The 14661-nt window shown below is 65.2% G+C and carries 10 protein-coding genes and 1 pseudogene; 3 read left to right on the top strand and 8 right to left on the bottom strand.

Annotation, left to right across the window (positions count from 1 at the left end; translation table 11 throughout):
• Positions 1-310: pseudogene (locus tag B3T59_RS16465) on the bottom strand (hypothetical protein); the annotation flags it as partial.
• Between the two features lie 113 nt (positions 311-423).
• Between B3T59_RS16465 and B3T59_RS16460 the strand changes: the two are divergent.
• Positions 424-918 carry a nitroreductase family deazaflavin-dependent oxidoreductase gene (locus tag B3T59_RS16460; protein ID WP_064861356.1) on the top strand — a complete coding sequence of 165 codons (495 nt, stop codon included), beginning with the start codon at positions 424-426 and terminating at the stop codon, positions 916-918.
• 15 nt (positions 919-933) lie between these two features.
• On the opposite strand, the gene B3T59_RS16455 is transcribed toward B3T59_RS16460, so the two are convergent.
• The gene (locus tag B3T59_RS16455; RefSeq protein ID WP_064861355.1) at positions 934-1776 is read right to left on the bottom strand and encodes a crotonase/enoyl-CoA hydratase family protein; all 843 of its coding nucleotides are present in this window, start codon (positions 1774-1776) and stop codon (positions 934-936) included.
• Between the two features lie 5 nt (positions 1777-1781).
• Positions 1782-2894 carry a diacylglycerol kinase gene (locus B3T59_RS16450; RefSeq protein WP_287004342.1) on the bottom strand — a complete coding sequence of 371 codons (1113 nt, stop codon included), beginning with the start codon at positions 2892-2894 and terminating at the stop codon, positions 1782-1784.
• Positions 2895-3047: 153 nt separating this feature from the next.
• On the opposite strand from B3T59_RS16450, the gene B3T59_RS16445 reads away from it, so the two are divergent.
• Positions 3048-3782, top strand: coding sequence for a glucose 1-dehydrogenase (locus B3T59_RS16445; RefSeq protein ID WP_287004341.1), 735 nt, complete (start codon positions 3048-3050; stop codon positions 3780-3782).
• A 10-nt stretch (positions 3783-3792) separates the two neighbouring features.
• Here the strand turns inward: B3T59_RS16445 and B3T59_RS16440 are convergent, their stop codons facing one another.
• From B3T59_RS16440 to B3T59_RS16425, 4 genes are all read right to left on the bottom strand, one after another.
• Entirely contained in the window at positions 3793-4761 is a 969-nt protein-coding gene (locus B3T59_RS16440) for a bile acid:sodium symporter (protein WP_064861353.1), read from the bottom strand.
• Between the two features lie 61 nt (positions 4762-4822).
• Positions 4823-5455: a uracil phosphoribosyltransferase gene (gene upp / locus B3T59_RS16435; RefSeq protein ID WP_049700665.1), complete on the bottom strand. Its 633-nt coding sequence runs from the start codon at positions 5453-5455 to the stop codon at positions 4823-4825.
• Positions 5456-5481: 26 nt separating this feature from the next.
• On the bottom strand, positions 5482-6711 hold the full coding sequence (locus tag B3T59_RS16430) for a URC4/urg3 family protein (protein ID WP_064861352.1): 1230 nt from the start codon (positions 6709-6711) through the stop codon (positions 5482-5484).
• Complete coding sequence (locus B3T59_RS16425) at positions 6708-7991, bottom strand: GTP cyclohydrolase II (protein WP_287004338.1); 1284 nt, start codon at positions 7989-7991, stop codon at positions 6708-6710. The genes B3T59_RS16430 and B3T59_RS16425 overlap by 4 nt, the downstream gene beginning before the upstream one ends.
• Before the next feature lie 410 nt (positions 7992-8401).
• Between B3T59_RS16425 and B3T59_RS16420 the strand changes: the two genes are divergently transcribed.
• The gene (locus tag B3T59_RS16420) at positions 8402-8950 is read left to right on the top strand and encodes an FBP domain-containing protein (protein ID WP_064861351.1); all 549 of its coding nucleotides are present in this window, start codon (positions 8402-8404) and stop codon (positions 8948-8950) included.
• A gap of 98 nt (positions 8951-9048) precedes the next feature.
• On the opposite strand, the gene B3T59_RS16415 is transcribed toward B3T59_RS16420, so the two are convergent.
• Entirely contained in the window at positions 9049-14589 is a 5541-nt protein-coding gene (locus B3T59_RS16415) for a carboxyl transferase domain-containing protein (protein WP_287004336.1), read from the bottom strand.
• Between the last annotated feature and the right edge of the window lie 72 nt (positions 14590-14661).

The raw sequence follows: 14661 nt of genomic DNA, 5'->3' as shown, positions 1-14661 counted from the left end.
CGGTTAACGTGCGGAGCTGGGTCACCAATGTGTCGATGAGATGCGCGTCGGGCACGGTCGGCAGCGTCATGCGTGGCAGTGCCCCGGGGACCAGGCGATCATGGTCGATGAATCCGATCCAGAGGCAAGGTTCGCTGAAACCGAGCGGACCCATGAGGGCGCGCCAGCGTTGGCGCAACGCCTCGGTGCTGTCGAATGGCAGCTTCGCGGTCTTGATATCGGGAATCGGCTCGCTGTCTGGGATCGGTCCGCTGTCGGGTGCGCCGAAGGGATCGTCGGAGTTGGGGGCAGAAATGGTGTCGTGGTTCATGCGTGTCATCGTGGTCTCGATCGGGCGAGACGGTCAGATCCGCTTCCACAGCTGTGTACATCGATCTTGACAGGGCGTGAAGCGATGAACCGACCACATGGAACACTGGCCGCATGGGCCTGTTGACTCCGCTGGCGATCAAGATCGGTTCCATCCCCTGGATGCCGAAGTATCTTCCACAGATTGTGAAGTGCGACAAGGCGATTGCGGCGGTGACGCGCCAGCGCTATGGCCTACTCGATATCGCGGGCCTCCCGCACATCACGGTGATTGTGCGCGGACGCCGCAGCGGCGTCGAGCGTGCCACGGCGCTGCTCGCAGCACCCACCGATACCGGCTGGTTCATTGCGGGTTCGTATTTCGGTGGACCCGATATGCCGCAGTGGGTCTACAACCTGCGTGCCACGGACACGGTCAAGGTGCGTCACGAGGGGCTGACATCGGTGGCGTCGGTGCGCGAACTCGACGGCGACGAGCGCGTCCAGGCCTGGCAGATACTGCGTGCGACCTGGCCGAACTTCGACCTCTACGAAAAGCGCACAGACAGAAGGATTCCGGTCTTCTCGCTCGTCACAGACAAACGAGAAGACCGGACCACGAATCAGTGATGGTGTGGCGTGACGTCAGGAGCCGGTGAACTTCGGGTCGCGCTTCTCGAAGACCGCAGTGATCGCCTCGGTGAGGTCGTTGCTAGGCAGGAACGCCGCGTTCCAGACGGCCACGTACCGGAGGTTGTCGGCGACTGCGGCTGAACGGGTGTGATCGAGAACGGCTTTGACGCCCTTGACGACGAGCGGAGGATTGGCGGCGATCTGCTTGGCCGTCGTTCGTGCGAGAGCGAGGGACTCCTCGGGGGTCTCTGTGACCTCGTTGATGAGCCCTATCGTGGCGGCCCTTTGCGCGTCGATGTCCTTACCGGTGAGAGCAAGCTCGCGCAGGTGACCGTCGCCGATGATCGCGGGGAGCCGGGCGAGGCTACCCATGTCGGCGACCATGCCGACTCGCACCTCGCGGACGCTGAACTTGGCATCGGCACTCGCATAGCGGATGTCGGCTGCGGTGATCAGGTCGACTCCGCCACCGATGCACCAACCGCTGACGGACGCGACGACGGGAGTACGAGAGTCGGCAACGGCGTTGATCGCACGCTGCATGTCGATGATTGTGTTATGGAAGTCGGTGCGTGGCTTGGCTTTTGCATTGTCGGCCAACGCGGGGCCGAGTGCTCCGGACATCGCGGGAAGGTCGAGTCCGTAGGAGAAATTCTTGCCCGACCCGGTGACGATGATCGCGCGAACCTCGTCGTCGGCGTCGAGCGCTTCGATGATGTCGGGAAGTTCACGCCAGAAGTCGGGTCCCATCGCATTGCCCTTGCCGGGGCCGGTGAGACGCACTTCGGCGACCTGGTCGGCCACATCGACCTCGAAGGCCTTCCATTCACGGTCACTGACGGTCTGCTCGCTCATGGGGGTCAACTTACCGGAGGCCAACCTCCCCGGTCGGGGGCGCCTGCACCGGCGAACACACCGTTGCCGGTCACCAGCGGGAGGTCGAGGGTGGTGCGGATACCTGCGGGTGCGTCGTGGACGGCCGGGATCGCGTTCACGATGCGTCCCATGGCGGCCACGATGGCGGCGTGGTTGTGATCGCCCTTCGCGCTCGTCGGCATGATGTCGACGCGGTACGACGGTTCGCCGACGATCTCGACCCGATAGCATCCACCTGGTTGCGAAGGCCTCGCCCAGTCGAGTCGGAGATCGTCGCGCAGTCGCGTGACGTGTTCGATCACGACGGCTTCGCGCTCGCCGGACATGCCGATGATCTCGAAACGCACCGCTGCCCGGGTGCCCTTCTCGACGACTCCCGCTGCGATCTCGAATTCCTCTGGCGCGGGCTCGCTTTCGTGATGCTCGATGACCTTGTCGATGGTGATGCCGAGCCCGGCGGCGAGGATCCGCATCGTCGTGCCCCACGCGAGTCCGAGGATTCCGGGGAGGAAGAGCATGGGCGTCTCGTCGAGTGGTTTGCCGAAGCCCATCACGTCGAACATCACCTCGGCGCCGTCGTAGGTCGCGTAGTCGGCGATCTCCATGCATCGGATCTGCTCGATCCGCTGACAGGTTCCTGCGAAGACGAACGGGATGAGGTCGTTGGCGAATCCGGGGTCGACGCCGGTGATGAATACGCTCGCGTTGTTGTCGTGCGCGGTCTTCTCGAGCTTGGCGATCGCCTTGTCGGGCATGACGCCCCAGGGATACTGCAGTCCGCCCGGTGCCGAACCGACGACGTCGATACCCGCGGACACGATCATGAGGATGTCGTTGAACGCGTCGATCGGGCGCGTGTCACCCATGGCGCAGTAGACGACGACATCAGGTGAGCGTCCGACGATCGCGCCGAGATCGTCGACGGCGAGGACGCCCGTGGCGCTGTCACTTCCGGCCAGGATTCCCGCGTCGACGCCGACCTTGTCGGGATTGTTCACGCAGACACCGACGAGTTCGAAACGGTCGTCGTCGATGAGTTGGGTCAGTGCGAGCCTCCCCGCGTTCCCGGTGCCGACGAGGGCCACGCTGATCGACATGTGCCGAAGCCTCCTTGCTGCGGTGAACAGCTGTCAGGGGTGAACACGAGTGAACATCTGTCCGGACTCGTGTCCATATCAGTAGAACACGGAACGACGCAGATGGGTAGAACGTGTTCTCATTTGGCCTCCGACCAGGTACCGTGTGTCGCCATGGGACGTGTGGACGGCAAGGTTGCGATCATTACCGGTGGTGCCCGCGGGATGGGTGCAGAGCATGCGAGGGCACTCGTCGCCGAGGGTGGAAAGGTCGTGATCGGCGACATTCTCGACGACGAGGGCAAAGCGCTCGCCGCTGCGATCGGAGACTCCGCGCGCTACGTGCACCTCGACGTCATGTCGCCGGAGGATTGGCAGGCCGCAGTGGCAGCCGCGATCGACGACTTCGGCAAAGTCAACGTTCTGGTGAACAACGCGGGCATCGTCAACGGGTCGACGGTTCAGAAGTTCCGCCTCGACAAGTGGAAACAGATCATCGACGTCAACCTGACGGGAACGTTCCTCGGAATCCAGTCGGTGGCCGACCCGATGATCGCTGCCGGCGGCGGATCCATCATCAACGTGTCGTCCGTGGAAGGTCTGCGTGGAAGTCCGTGGGCACATGGATACGTCGCGTCGAAGTGGGGTGTGCGCGGCCTGGCGAAGTCGGCCGCTCTCGAACTTGCGCCGCACAACGTGCGGGTCAACTCGATCCACCCCGGTCTCATCAGGACTCCGATGACGGAGGGTCTGCCCGAGGACATGGTCAAGGTGCCTCTCGGCCGTGCGGCCGACTCCAGCGAGGTGTCGACCTTCGTGGTCTTCCTCGCCAGCGACGAGTCGTCGTATGCGACCGGCGCTGAATTCGTCATGGACGGCGGGCTGTCCGCCGACGTGCCGCACAAATAGCGGGGTCTGGTCAGCGGTCGCGAATCATCCGCGGGATGAGCTGCACGAACACCACCATCCCAATCAGTTCGACGGCCGTCTGGGCCACCACCGCGGTTGCCGCGAGGTCGGCTCCTTCGTCCAGCGACAGGGCAAGGGGCAAGACCACCAACGAGTTTCGTGTCGCCCCGGAGAAGGAGACGGCACGCGTCGATCCGGTGTCGAGACCGAGGAGTCGGCCCACAGCCCACCCGATCAACGGCATCAGCACCAGGAACACGACGTAGATCCACAGCGCGCCGGCCACCGTCGAGAGATCTGATCCGAGGCGCGCCACCTGCGACGCAGCCACCAGCGCCAGAACCAGCGCCATCATCGGCACCATGGCGACGTCGAGTCGACGGATCAGCGATTCGCGCGGTGCACTGTTGCGTGTCCACAACTGAACCCCCCAGGCGCACACCAGCGGAATGACGATCAGGAAGACGAACGCCGACACAAACGGCGCAGGGTCGATTGTGCCGAGGGAGGCGCCGCCCCCGAGGAGCGCGAGATAGGCCGGCAGCAAAAGGAATTGGGCGATCAGCAACAGTGGGGTCGCTGCAAGCAGTCGGTCGCTGCGGGCCCCGGCGAGTCCGCTGAACACGATCACGTAGTCGACGCACGGACAGAGCAAGACGATCAACATCCCGAGGCGAACGGGATCGGACTCCGGCATCACCAGGGTCAACAGCGCCACCACCACGGGCACGGCCACGAAGTTGACGATGAGTACCGCACTCAGAAAACGCCAGTCACGCCACACCGTCGCCAACCCGGATACGGGGACCTGCAGGAAGGTCAAGAACAACAGTGCTGCCAGCGCCGGCGTCACCAGATACTCTGCGGCACTGCCGATCTCCGGCACCGCCGCCCCGACAAGGCCACCGAGAGCGAACGCGCACAGGTACACGGCGACCTGATGGCGTTCGAGCGACGCGCCTATCGCGGAAGCCTGCATGTGGCTATTGTCCCCAACGCAGGGCGCCGCGCGGTGGGCACCCTGCGGCGAGTGGGTGTGCCTACTGCGTTCCGAAGATCCGGTCGCCTGCGTCGCCGAGGCCGGGAAGGATGTACCCGTCGTCGTTGAGTTCGCGGTCCACCGCGGCCGTGTAGACGGGGACGTCGGGGTGTGCGTCGTGGAGCGCGGCGAGTCCTTCGGGACAGGTGAGGAGGCAGACGAATCGGATCGAGCGCGGCTGATATTCCTTCAGCCGGTCGACCGCCGCGACCGCAGAGTGGCCTGTCGCCAGGAGTGGGTCGACGATGACGACGTCACGTTCGGCGAGTTCCTTGGGCATCTTGAAGTAGTACTCGACAGCGATGTGCGTCTTCGGATCTCGATACAGCCCGATGTGACCGATGCGTGCGCCCGGCACCACGCTCAACATGCCGTCCGCGATCGACGTCCCGGCGCGCAGGATCGACGCGAAGACGAGCTTCTTGCCGTCGATCACTCGTCCCGTCGTCACCTCCATCGGTGTCTCGACCTTGATCTCGTGCATCGGGATGTCGGCGAGGACGTCGTAGGCCATCAGAGTCGAGATCTCGTCGAGGAGGCGTCGGAAGTCGTTGGTAGAGGTCTCTTTCTGACGCATCAACGTCAGTTTGTGTTCGACCAGCGGGTGATCGATGACGTGAACCGTGCCGCCCATGTGTGCTCTTCTCGTTCTTCGGACGGTCAGAAGACCGTGCCGTCGCTGATGATGGTCAGGGGTGGAAGTCCTTGTCGCCGTTGCGCGGCGGCCTCACGACCCGCAGCCCATGTGCCGCCTTCGAGGATGCACGCGAGGGGAGTGGCGGCAGCGTCGAGTCCGAGTTCGGTGCAGACCAGTGGCGCCAATTCGTCGAGCAGCGCCACGGTAAGCGCGCGCCACTCGACGATGAACTCGTCGTCGACCTGCCATTCGCGTGTCGACCAGTCGGCTGGAATGGGAACGAGGACTCCGGTGTCGAGAAGCAGGCCGCCGTTGCGGTATTCGGGCAGCGCGGTCAGGTACTCCAGTCCGGTGACGGGGATTCCCTCGTCGCCGAAGGGTTCGAGCAACGAGTACGTCAGCCACTGCGACAGCTTGTGGAACGGCATCCATCCGGCGGTGACGCCGTCGCCACCGACGTCGCTGTGCCGCCAGCAGTCTCCGAGTGGCCGATCGTCGATCCGATTGGCAGAGGGCCAGATCGGCGCGAAGTAGGTGAGCAGTAGTGCGAGGATGTCAGCTGCGCGAACACCATCGGTGCCACCGATCAGTACATTCCCCAGTCCGCCGGGGCGGCCGTCCTCGCCGAAGACACCCGGCGTCGCCTCCAGCACGTCGGCGAGTTCGTGGAGCAGCCCGAGCCGGCCCTCGACGCCGACAAGCGGATTGTCGGCAGTCACCTGGAATGCCTGCGCGAGTTGGTCAGCGGTCAGTGCTCGCAGACCTGCTGCGTCGACGCGCAGTGCATCCTCGTCGGTGCTGGAGAACAGACCATCGGTGAACGCGTGGAAACTGGCGACGCCGAGTCCCTCTGAGCGGGTGAGGCGGATGTCGGTGCCAGGCTCGTCGAAGTGCCACCGCGGACCTGCGCCCGCGTCGAGCAACACACTCACGACGGCGAGGTCGATACGCGTGCTGATCCGTTCAGCCACAGTTGACGCACTCATCCGCTGCGCCAGCCCGGCGACCCTGTGGACTCCCGCGGCCTCGAAGTGGCGCCATCGGCTGTGGAACGGGACGTCGAGGTCGGGGTAGCGTGCCCGTGTGACGTCCGCAACCAGGCTGACCGTCGTTCCGATGGCATCGTCGTCGACGGTGAACCAGTGCGATTGGCCCTCGCGTGCGCGGGTGAGAAGTGTTGTCGCCCGGTCGCGGATGGTGTCGGTGCTGTGCAGGGTCGCGAGGGGATCGACGACCGTGTCCGTCGCCCTCATGTGGTCAGACCCCGCCCTTTCGCCTTACGCAGTTCGTCGGCATCCGGGATCACGCCGCTCGTGAAGTAACCTGCTGCTGTCTTCGCGTCGATCTCCACGCGTGCGTCGTCGGGAATCAGGTAGTCGGGCAGGTCGACGCGTTCTCCGACGGTGATCCCGGATCCGGTGATCGCGTCGTACTTCATATTGCTCATCGAGACCAGTCTGTCGATCTTGGAGATTCCGAACCAGTGCAAGACGTCGGGCATCAGCTCCTGGAAGCGCACGTCCTGCACTCCCGCAACGCATTCCGTGCGTGCGAAGTACTGGTCGGCGGTGTCGCCGCCCACCTGTCGTTTGCGTGCGTTGTAGACGAGGAACTTCGTCACCTCGCCCAATGCGCGACCCTCCTTGCGCGAGTACGCGACCAGGCCGACGCCGCCGCGTTGTGCTCCGAGGATGCACTCCTCGATCGCGTGCGTGAGGTAGGGGCGGCAGGTGCAGATGTCGGAGCCGAACACATCCGACCCGTTGCATTCGTCGTGAACGCGGGCCGTGAGCTCGACGGTCGGATCGGCGAGGTCGCGCGGGTTGCCGAAGATGTACACGGTCTGCCCGCCGATGGGCGGTAGGAAGACGTCGAGGTCGGACCGTGTGACCAACTCGGGGTACATGCCACCGGTCTCTTCGAACAGAACGCGACGCAATTCCGTTTCGCTACAACCGAATCGCTTGGCGACCCCGGGCAGGTACCACACCGGTTCGACGGCGGCTTTGGTCACAAGTGCGGCGCCGTTGGGCAGCAAGGTCTCGTTGTCGGGTACCAAGCGCCCCTTGGCGATCGCCTCGGCGATCTCGGGGAGGATGACGTGAGCCTTCGTGATGGCGATGGTGGGGCGGACGTCGAACCCGGCGGCGAGGTGATCGGGAAACGAGTCAGCGATCGTCGCGCCCCAGGGGTCGATGCTGACGATGGCCTCGGGGTCGCTCCACTGTGGGTAGGGGCCGACCACGTCTGTGGGCGAGGTATTGGTGAGGTCGGCGCGGTGTTCGCGTGAGAGCGCCCCGCTTGCCACTGCCAATGCCCGGTACACGCTGTACGAGCCCGAATGAGTGCCGACGACGTTGCGGTGTCCGCGCGTCGTGGTGGTCGCGATGACGGGGCCCCGCTCTGCCGCGGTCGACGCTCCCCAGGTGATCGGCGGAGCGTCGACTCCACCGCTGTGCGACGTCAATCTGATGTGACCGGGCAGACGCTGCCCGGATGTCGGTCTGGCCTGTGCGCCGGAGTCGGTTGACACGGTGCGCTCCTTCCGCGGGTGGCCCCGGCGTCGCGGTCGGAGCCACCGTGAGGTCGCGTCGGCGCGTCGGGAAACCGCCAGCATAGCCACAACCAGAGGCTCTCGCCGGGCGAGTGATGGCCCGTTGGTTGGCTAATCACGTTGACGACGACACGAGGTCGACGGCAGACTCGACTACGTGTCTGCACCATCTGTCCGCCTCGTGCGGTGTGAGGGGGTTGTCGGCGTGCATGCCGACAACAGATAGCCGTCCGCTCTGAGTGCGCGCTCGCCGTGACCGGTGAGTGCGCGATCGTTCATACGCCGATCCGGCTGTCCTCATCGCTTCGTGCCGTCTCCAGGGGTTCCAGACTCCAAGGTTCTCAGGTTTCCAAGGGCGGCACGCCACTCACGGAACAGGTGAATTCACCATGCGACAACTCTCCGAAAAACAACTGCGCGCGTCCCTCGTCAATGCCTCGGTACGGGAACGCAAAGAACTCCATCTGCCCACCGAGTTCGACACGCTCGACTGGGATCAGCTCGAATACCTCGGTTGGCGCGACCCCAAGACGCCGACCATCGGGTACCTGGTCGTCGATCTCGCCAACGCTTCCGACGTCCCTGATGCGTCCGATGTGTCTGACTCCGAAACCGCGGACGGTCTCGTCGGCCTGCGCCTGCGGGCGGGCGTCGTGCCGCCACGCACGCGCGTGTTGTGCGCACTGTGTGAAGACGTCTCGATCCCGAACGAGGTCCTGCTATACACGGCGCGGCGCGTGGGCAAGGCCGGTCGTCGCGGCGACACGATCGGCACATTGATCTGCTCGCACTTCGAGTGTTCACGCAACGTCCACCGGTTGCCGTCCTCGGCGATGGCAGGTCAAGATCGGGAAGCGTTGCGGCTCAACAGGATCGACAATCTACGCGACCGAGTTCGACGCTTCGTCGTACGTGCCGGAGCCGACGAGATCGCCTGACGCACGAGCCCGCCGACAACGAGCGCGGGGCCGGGATCGGAGAAGGTTTCTCTGATCCCGGCCCCGCGCCGTAGGTTGTCGAAGTATCGCTGCCGGTGTTACGACTCCGAGCTCGTGCCGACCTGCTCGGTGCCGACCTGCTCGGGATCGGCGGCTTCATGGCGGCGATGCGACCATGTTGCGTTGCCCTCGATCGCGGCGATGATCCGCGGGCGCAGTTCGGCGGCGTCGATCACCGCGTCCACTGAACCCACCTCGACGGCGCGTCGAATGCTGTGCACGGCGTCGAACTCTGCGGCGACAGCATTGATCGTCTCGGCCCGCACCGACTGACGTACGTCGGCCAGTTCTGCGCTCAGCGCCGACCGGTCCGAGCCAGACGCCTGCGCCAACCGCGCCTCGATGTCGCGGACACGCGGGTCGGTGGCGACTCGCTTGTTGACATCGCCCGCGAACACCACGGCCGCGGCGGGGGCCCCGCCGAGCACAGAGGCGAACGAGCCGTCGATCGCCAATACGGTCATGTTCGGGTTGAGCGCCTTGGAGAACACCACGAACGCTCCACCGTGATACCGCGAGATGACGCAGAAGACGATCGGGCCGCGGAAGTTGACGATCGCGCGTCCGATCTCAGCGCCGTACTCGAGCTGCAGTTTGCGCATCGACTCCGGCGAACCGTCGAATCCGGACAGGTTGGCGAGCACCACGAGCGGGCGGTTGCCGCTCGCCGAATTGATTGCTCGCGCAGCCTTTTTCGACGACTGCGGAAACAGTGTTCCGGCAGTGTAGGTGTCGGGTCCGTCGGTGGGGGTGTAGCCACGGCGCGACACCTCGCGCGATTCGATCCCGAGTAGGCACACCGGTATTCCGCCGAGATGGACGTCGGAGACGACGGCGGTTTCGGCGTCGGCCATTCCGGCCCAACGTTCGAGAACCTGATGATCCTGGTCGGCGACCGCGCGGATGACCGTCCGGATGTCGAACGGCTTCTTACGGTCGGGATTCATCTCCTTGGAGAAGATCTGTCCAACGGTGGTGAAGTCACTGCCTGCGAGGACGTGCGGGTAGTCGGAGATGTCGCGGTCGACCGGGTCGCTGGTGACGAGGCGACGCGGTGTCTGCTCACCGGGCATCACGTACGTGTGGTCGTAATGCGCCATCAGCACGTCGCGGGCAGCACCGAGATTCGGTGCCCAGTACTGCGCCTGACCGTTGGGGCCCATCACCCGGTCGTAGCCGCCGATGCCGAAGTTGTCTTCCGCGGACACACCACCGGAGAAGTCGAGCGACTGCTTGCCGGTCAGCACCATGGCCGACTCCGGGGTCATCACGAGGATGCCCTTCGTGTGCATCAGCATGGTTGCCTCGGCGTTCCAGTACGGCTGGGCTCCGACGTTGATGCCCGCGACGACGATGTTGATCTCGCCGCCTTCCTGCGTGAACTCGACGACTCGCTTCAGTGCACGTGCCACCCAATCCATGTTCTCGGTACCCGAATCCATCGAGATGCGCGCTCCGGATGAGAGGGCGTACCACTCGAGGGGGACCTTCATCTCCTCGGCGAGATCGAGCGCCGCGATCACCCGCGCACACTCGGGTTCCGACAATGCGCCAAGCGATTTCGTCGGATCACCAAGCAAGACGACGCGTGAGATGCCCTGCGGATACTTCTCGGTCGGCGTCGTCACGACGCCCGCGACGATCGCCGCGGTGTTCTGCCCCTTGGGGCGCGCTACCGGTACGAGTCGCTGCTCGGCGTCGAGGTCGTACTCGCGGAAGTCGCCGAGCAGGCCGGTCAACTCGTACGGGTAGACCGTGTTGCGTCGAGCGGCGCTGAGAACCTTCTGGCGGTATTCGTCGACGGGCTCTATCGGGTCGGTGGTCGGTTCGCCCACCGAGACGTCGAATCCGCCGGTTGCGTTGACGGAGAAGCGAATCGAGACCTTGCGCAGTTCACCGGTCTCACGGTCGCGGCGTCGGGCGATGAGTTGGACCTCTTCGAGTCCGACGTCGGCCGTCGTGCCACGGATGTGATCGGCGATGGTGGCCAGATCATCCGCAGAAGCGTCGATCGGCGGCCACACGTACATGACGATGCGGTTGGTGTTGACCGCTCGCTTCTGACCGCGTTTGGCGCGACGAATGGAGTCGGCGCAGGAGGCAAGCACGGTCTCGGCCGTGGGTAGCGACAGCAGCCGACCGTCGTTCTCGCGGAGCGAACTCAGGTCGCGTACCTGCGCGAAAGCGACCAGCCTGTCGTCGGCCGGGTTTTCTTTCGCGACGGCGCGGAACAGGTAGATCTCCTCGTCGTCTGCCGAAGGCAGCCGCGTGAGGTCGAACTTTCGGAGCCGTTCCATGCGCATCCGCTGCGCGATGTAGGGGTGCAGCCCACGGATCAGTCGTTCCTCGACCATTCCGGTGGCCGACGGTCGGAACGTGAAGTGGTGATGCATCACGGCGGTGCCACGTCCGGCGACGGTGAACGTGACGCGCTGCACCTGGCCGGGCATCGGCGATGCCGCGACGATCTCGTGCAGTGCCGACGCCATCGTGTCGAAGTCGTCGGGCTGGTCTTCCCAACTGACATAAATGTCGGCGGCGATGGCCGCGCTGTTGCGTGCGAGCTCGATGAGTCCGCTTGCCGCAGAGGCCAGTTCGTTGAATGGCACCGCTGCCGACACCACGCTGGCGCCGTCGCGTGCAGCCACGACGAACGTTGTGCCCTGCGCTGTCTGCGTCGAGACGATGTCGACGCCCTTGTTGCCGTAGTAACGGCGGGTGAGCACCTCGAGCATGACGGCGTTGTCGGTGCCATCGCGCTGAATACGTTGTCCCAGAAGGCGAACCAGAGGTTCAGTGCTTCGCACCATGTCGGCGATGCGCTCACTGCGGTCGGCGGCATCGGGATTCTCGTCGAGGTACTTGAGGTGCTTGCGCACGTTCGTGTAGACGCGTGCACGGTCGCGCAGGAGCATTGCCTGGCCGTACCAGGCGTAGATCACACCGCGCGCGAGATCGGCGATCGCGGGGAAGCGCACCTGTGTCGCGGCGACGATCCGATCCAGCGCAAAGCCGATGTCCTCGCGCAACTCGTCGCGCGGCGTCGGCTCATTGAGCCACTCCCGCAACAGTGTGGTGATGACCGTGACCGATGCACCAGGATTCTGCAGCGTCAGGAAGATGCGGAAGACCGCTGCCTCGAGCTCCGGTGAGCGGTCGAGTTCGGTGACACCGTAGTGGCGCAACGCCAACCGCAGCTGGTCGTGGAACGCCTCGGGGAGACCGTCACGCTCCACGTCGAGGCTCTGCAGATAGGTGTGGAAGTTCTCGCGCGAGCTGTGCACGTGCTCGAACCCCGGATTCAAGCCCAACGGCGGACGCTTCTGACTCAGTTCGGCGAGATCGGCGAATACCGTGAGCAGCTCGAGTTCGTCGCCGATGGGGCGTCGACCCGACGCACGGACTTCGCGCCGCACGGTGAGGTAGTCGTCGAGGAGTCGCGATCGGTCGTGCGGATCGACGTCGTATCCGAGGAGCTGACTGCGCAGATCCTCCTGTGTGCGGGTGGTCCGGACATCCGGGTCGACGTTGTCCGGAGCCGCGGGCAGTTCGAGTTCGACGCTCTCGACGGGCGCCTGGGCTGCCTCGTCGTCGTCCTCGGCGTCGGCGATCGGTTCGAGACGCATCAGTGTCGCACCGGTCTCGACCTGGGAGCCGACCGACACCGAGCACTCCTTGAGGCGGGAGCGCACGGGTGCGCGCAGCACGGTCTCCATCTTCATGCTCTCGAGAACCAGCACGGGTGCGCCGGCCTCGACCTCGTCGCCGACGGCCAACGGAGTGGCCACGACGAGTGCGGGTGCGGGAGAGCGGACAACGCCGCCCTCGTCGCGGCTGACGCGGTGTGCGACGCCGTCGACGTCGATGAGGTGGGTTGGTCCGTGCGTGTCGGTGACGAGGCGATAGCGGACCCCGTTGAGCACCATCTGCGCTGCGTGCTCGTCGAAGCGCTCGATGTCGACGTCCGCGGTGTAGGTGTCGGTTCCCGATTCGATGGACACGCGGAAGCGGCTCGCGCCGATCCGGGCGACGCGAACCCGGTAGGCAGCACCGCGCAGTTTCAGGTCGAGCGGGCGACCGCTCTCGTGCTGCACCTGCGGGCGTCCGCCCGACGCCGTCGACAGCAGGCGCTGACGCTCGACGGCTTCTTCTTCCTCGTAGCTGTCGATCGCGGCGGCGATCAGCGCAATCGCAGAGTGGCGGTTGACGATGAGTCCGTTCTCGGCTCGGACGCGGTCGATCCACCCGGTGTCGGCGCTTCCGTCGATCACGGCGGGCTGTCCGAGGAGTTCGAGGACGAAGCTCTTGTTGGTGGCACCACCCTCGATGACGACCCGAGTCTCGCTCATGGCGCGACGCAGACGGCCGAGGGCCTCGTTGCGGTTGGCGCCATAGGCGATGATCTTGGCGATCATCGAGTCGAAATCAGCGGGGATCGTGTCGCCCTCACTGACTCCGGTGTCGACGCGGATGCCGGGACCGGCGGGGAGTTCGAGTCGTGAGATGCGGCCGGGGGCCGGGGCGAAGTCGCGGTCAGGATCCTCGGCATTGAGGCGCGCCTCGATCGCGTGGCCGCGCTCGGCCGGGGGCTCGCCTTCGAGGCGGCCGCCCGACGCGACGTGTAGCTGCGCACGAACCAGGTCGATTCCCGTCGTGCATTCGGTGATCGGGTGTTCGACCTGCAAGCGGGTATTGACTTCGAGGAACGCGAAGAGGTGTTCGCCGGGGTGGTAGAGGAACTCGACGGTTGCGGCGCCTCGGTACCCGACTGCGACTGCGAGACGCTCTGCGGATGTCTTGAGGTCTGTGACCTGCTCGGGTGCGAGAACCGGCGATGCCGACTCCTCGATGATCTTCTGATTTCGACGCTGCACCGAGCAGTCGCGGACGCCGAGCGCCCATGCGGTGCCCTGGCCGTCGGCGATGACCTGAACCTCGACGTGGCGGGCGCCGGTGACGAGTCGTTCGAGGAAGACGACGCCGCTGCCGAAGGCGCGGGCGGCTTCATCGCGGGTGCGGTCGAAGGCGTCGCGGAGTTCGTCGTCGCTGGTGATGACGCGGATACCGCGACCTCCACCGCCTGCGGTTGCCTTCAGCATCAGCGGATAGCCGATCGACGCCGCGGCTTCGAGCGCGTCGTCGATGGTGTCGACGGACCCACGGCTCCACGGCGCGACCGGAACACCGACCTCTTCGGCGATCAGCTTGGCGCCGATCTTGTCGCCGAGTTTGCGCATCGCCTCGGCGGACGGGCCGATGAAGGTGACGCCGATGCGGTCGCATAGTTCGGCGAAGAGTGGATCTTCTGCGACGAATCCCCAGCCGACCCATGCGGCGTCGGCTCCGGTCTCGAGCAATGCGTGCTCGAGCACCTTGAGATTCAGGTAGGGGCGGTCGGCTGCCGCTCCCAGGTTGTACGCGATGTCGGCTTCGCGGACGAATGTGGCGTTGCGGTCGACGTCGGTGTGCAGGGCTACGACTTCGATGGGCTGACCGGTCTCGGCAGACAATCCGCGGACGGCGTGGATGAGCCGCATCGCGGCCTCACCTCGGTTCACGATGGCAATGCGCGTGAACATCACCGACTCCCTTCTCTTCTGGAACTGCTGTCGGCAGCGCCCCCGCTCGCCGTGCGAAGCACGAAACTCCGC

Source organism: Gordonia sp. UBA7860, assembly GCF_002500165.1.
Lineage (GTDB): Bacteria > Actinomycetota > Actinomycetes > Mycobacteriales > Mycobacteriaceae > Gordonia > Gordonia sputi.
Note: the sequence above shows the minus strand (reverse complement) of the source record. Positions and strands in the feature narration are given on the sequence as shown.

Coding starts and splice junctions, on each gene's coding strand:
- B3T59_RS16460 (WP_064861356.1), top strand. CDS start 424: ATGGGCCTGTTGACTCCGCTGGCGATCAAGATCGGTTCCATCCCCTGG.
- B3T59_RS16455 (WP_064861355.1), bottom strand. CDS start 1,776: ATGAGCGAGCAGACCGTCAGTGACCGTGAATGGAAGGCCTTCGAGGTC.
- B3T59_RS16450 (WP_287004342.1), bottom strand. CDS start 2,894: ATGTCGATCAGCGTGGCCCTCGTCGGCACCGGGAACGCGGGGAGGCTC.
- B3T59_RS16445 (WP_287004341.1), top strand. CDS start 3,048: ATGGGACGTGTGGACGGCAAGGTTGCGATCATTACCGGTGGTGCCCGC.
- B3T59_RS16440 (WP_064861353.1), bottom strand. CDS start 4,761: ATGCAGGCTTCCGCGATAGGCGCGTCGCTCGAACGCCATCAGGTCGCC.
- upp (WP_049700665.1), bottom strand. CDS start 5,455: ATGGGCGGCACGGTTCACGTCATCGATCACCCGCTGGTCGAACACAAA.
- B3T59_RS16430 (WP_064861352.1), bottom strand. CDS start 6,711: ATGAGGGCGACGGACACGGTCGTCGATCCCCTCGCGACCCTGCACAGC.
- B3T59_RS16420 (WP_064861351.1), top strand. CDS start 8,402: ATGCGACAACTCTCCGAAAAACAACTGCGCGCGTCCCTCGTCAATGCC.
- B3T59_RS16415 (WP_287004336.1), bottom strand. CDS start 14,589: ATGTTCACGCGCATTGCCATCGTGAACCGAGGTGAGGCCGCGATGCGG.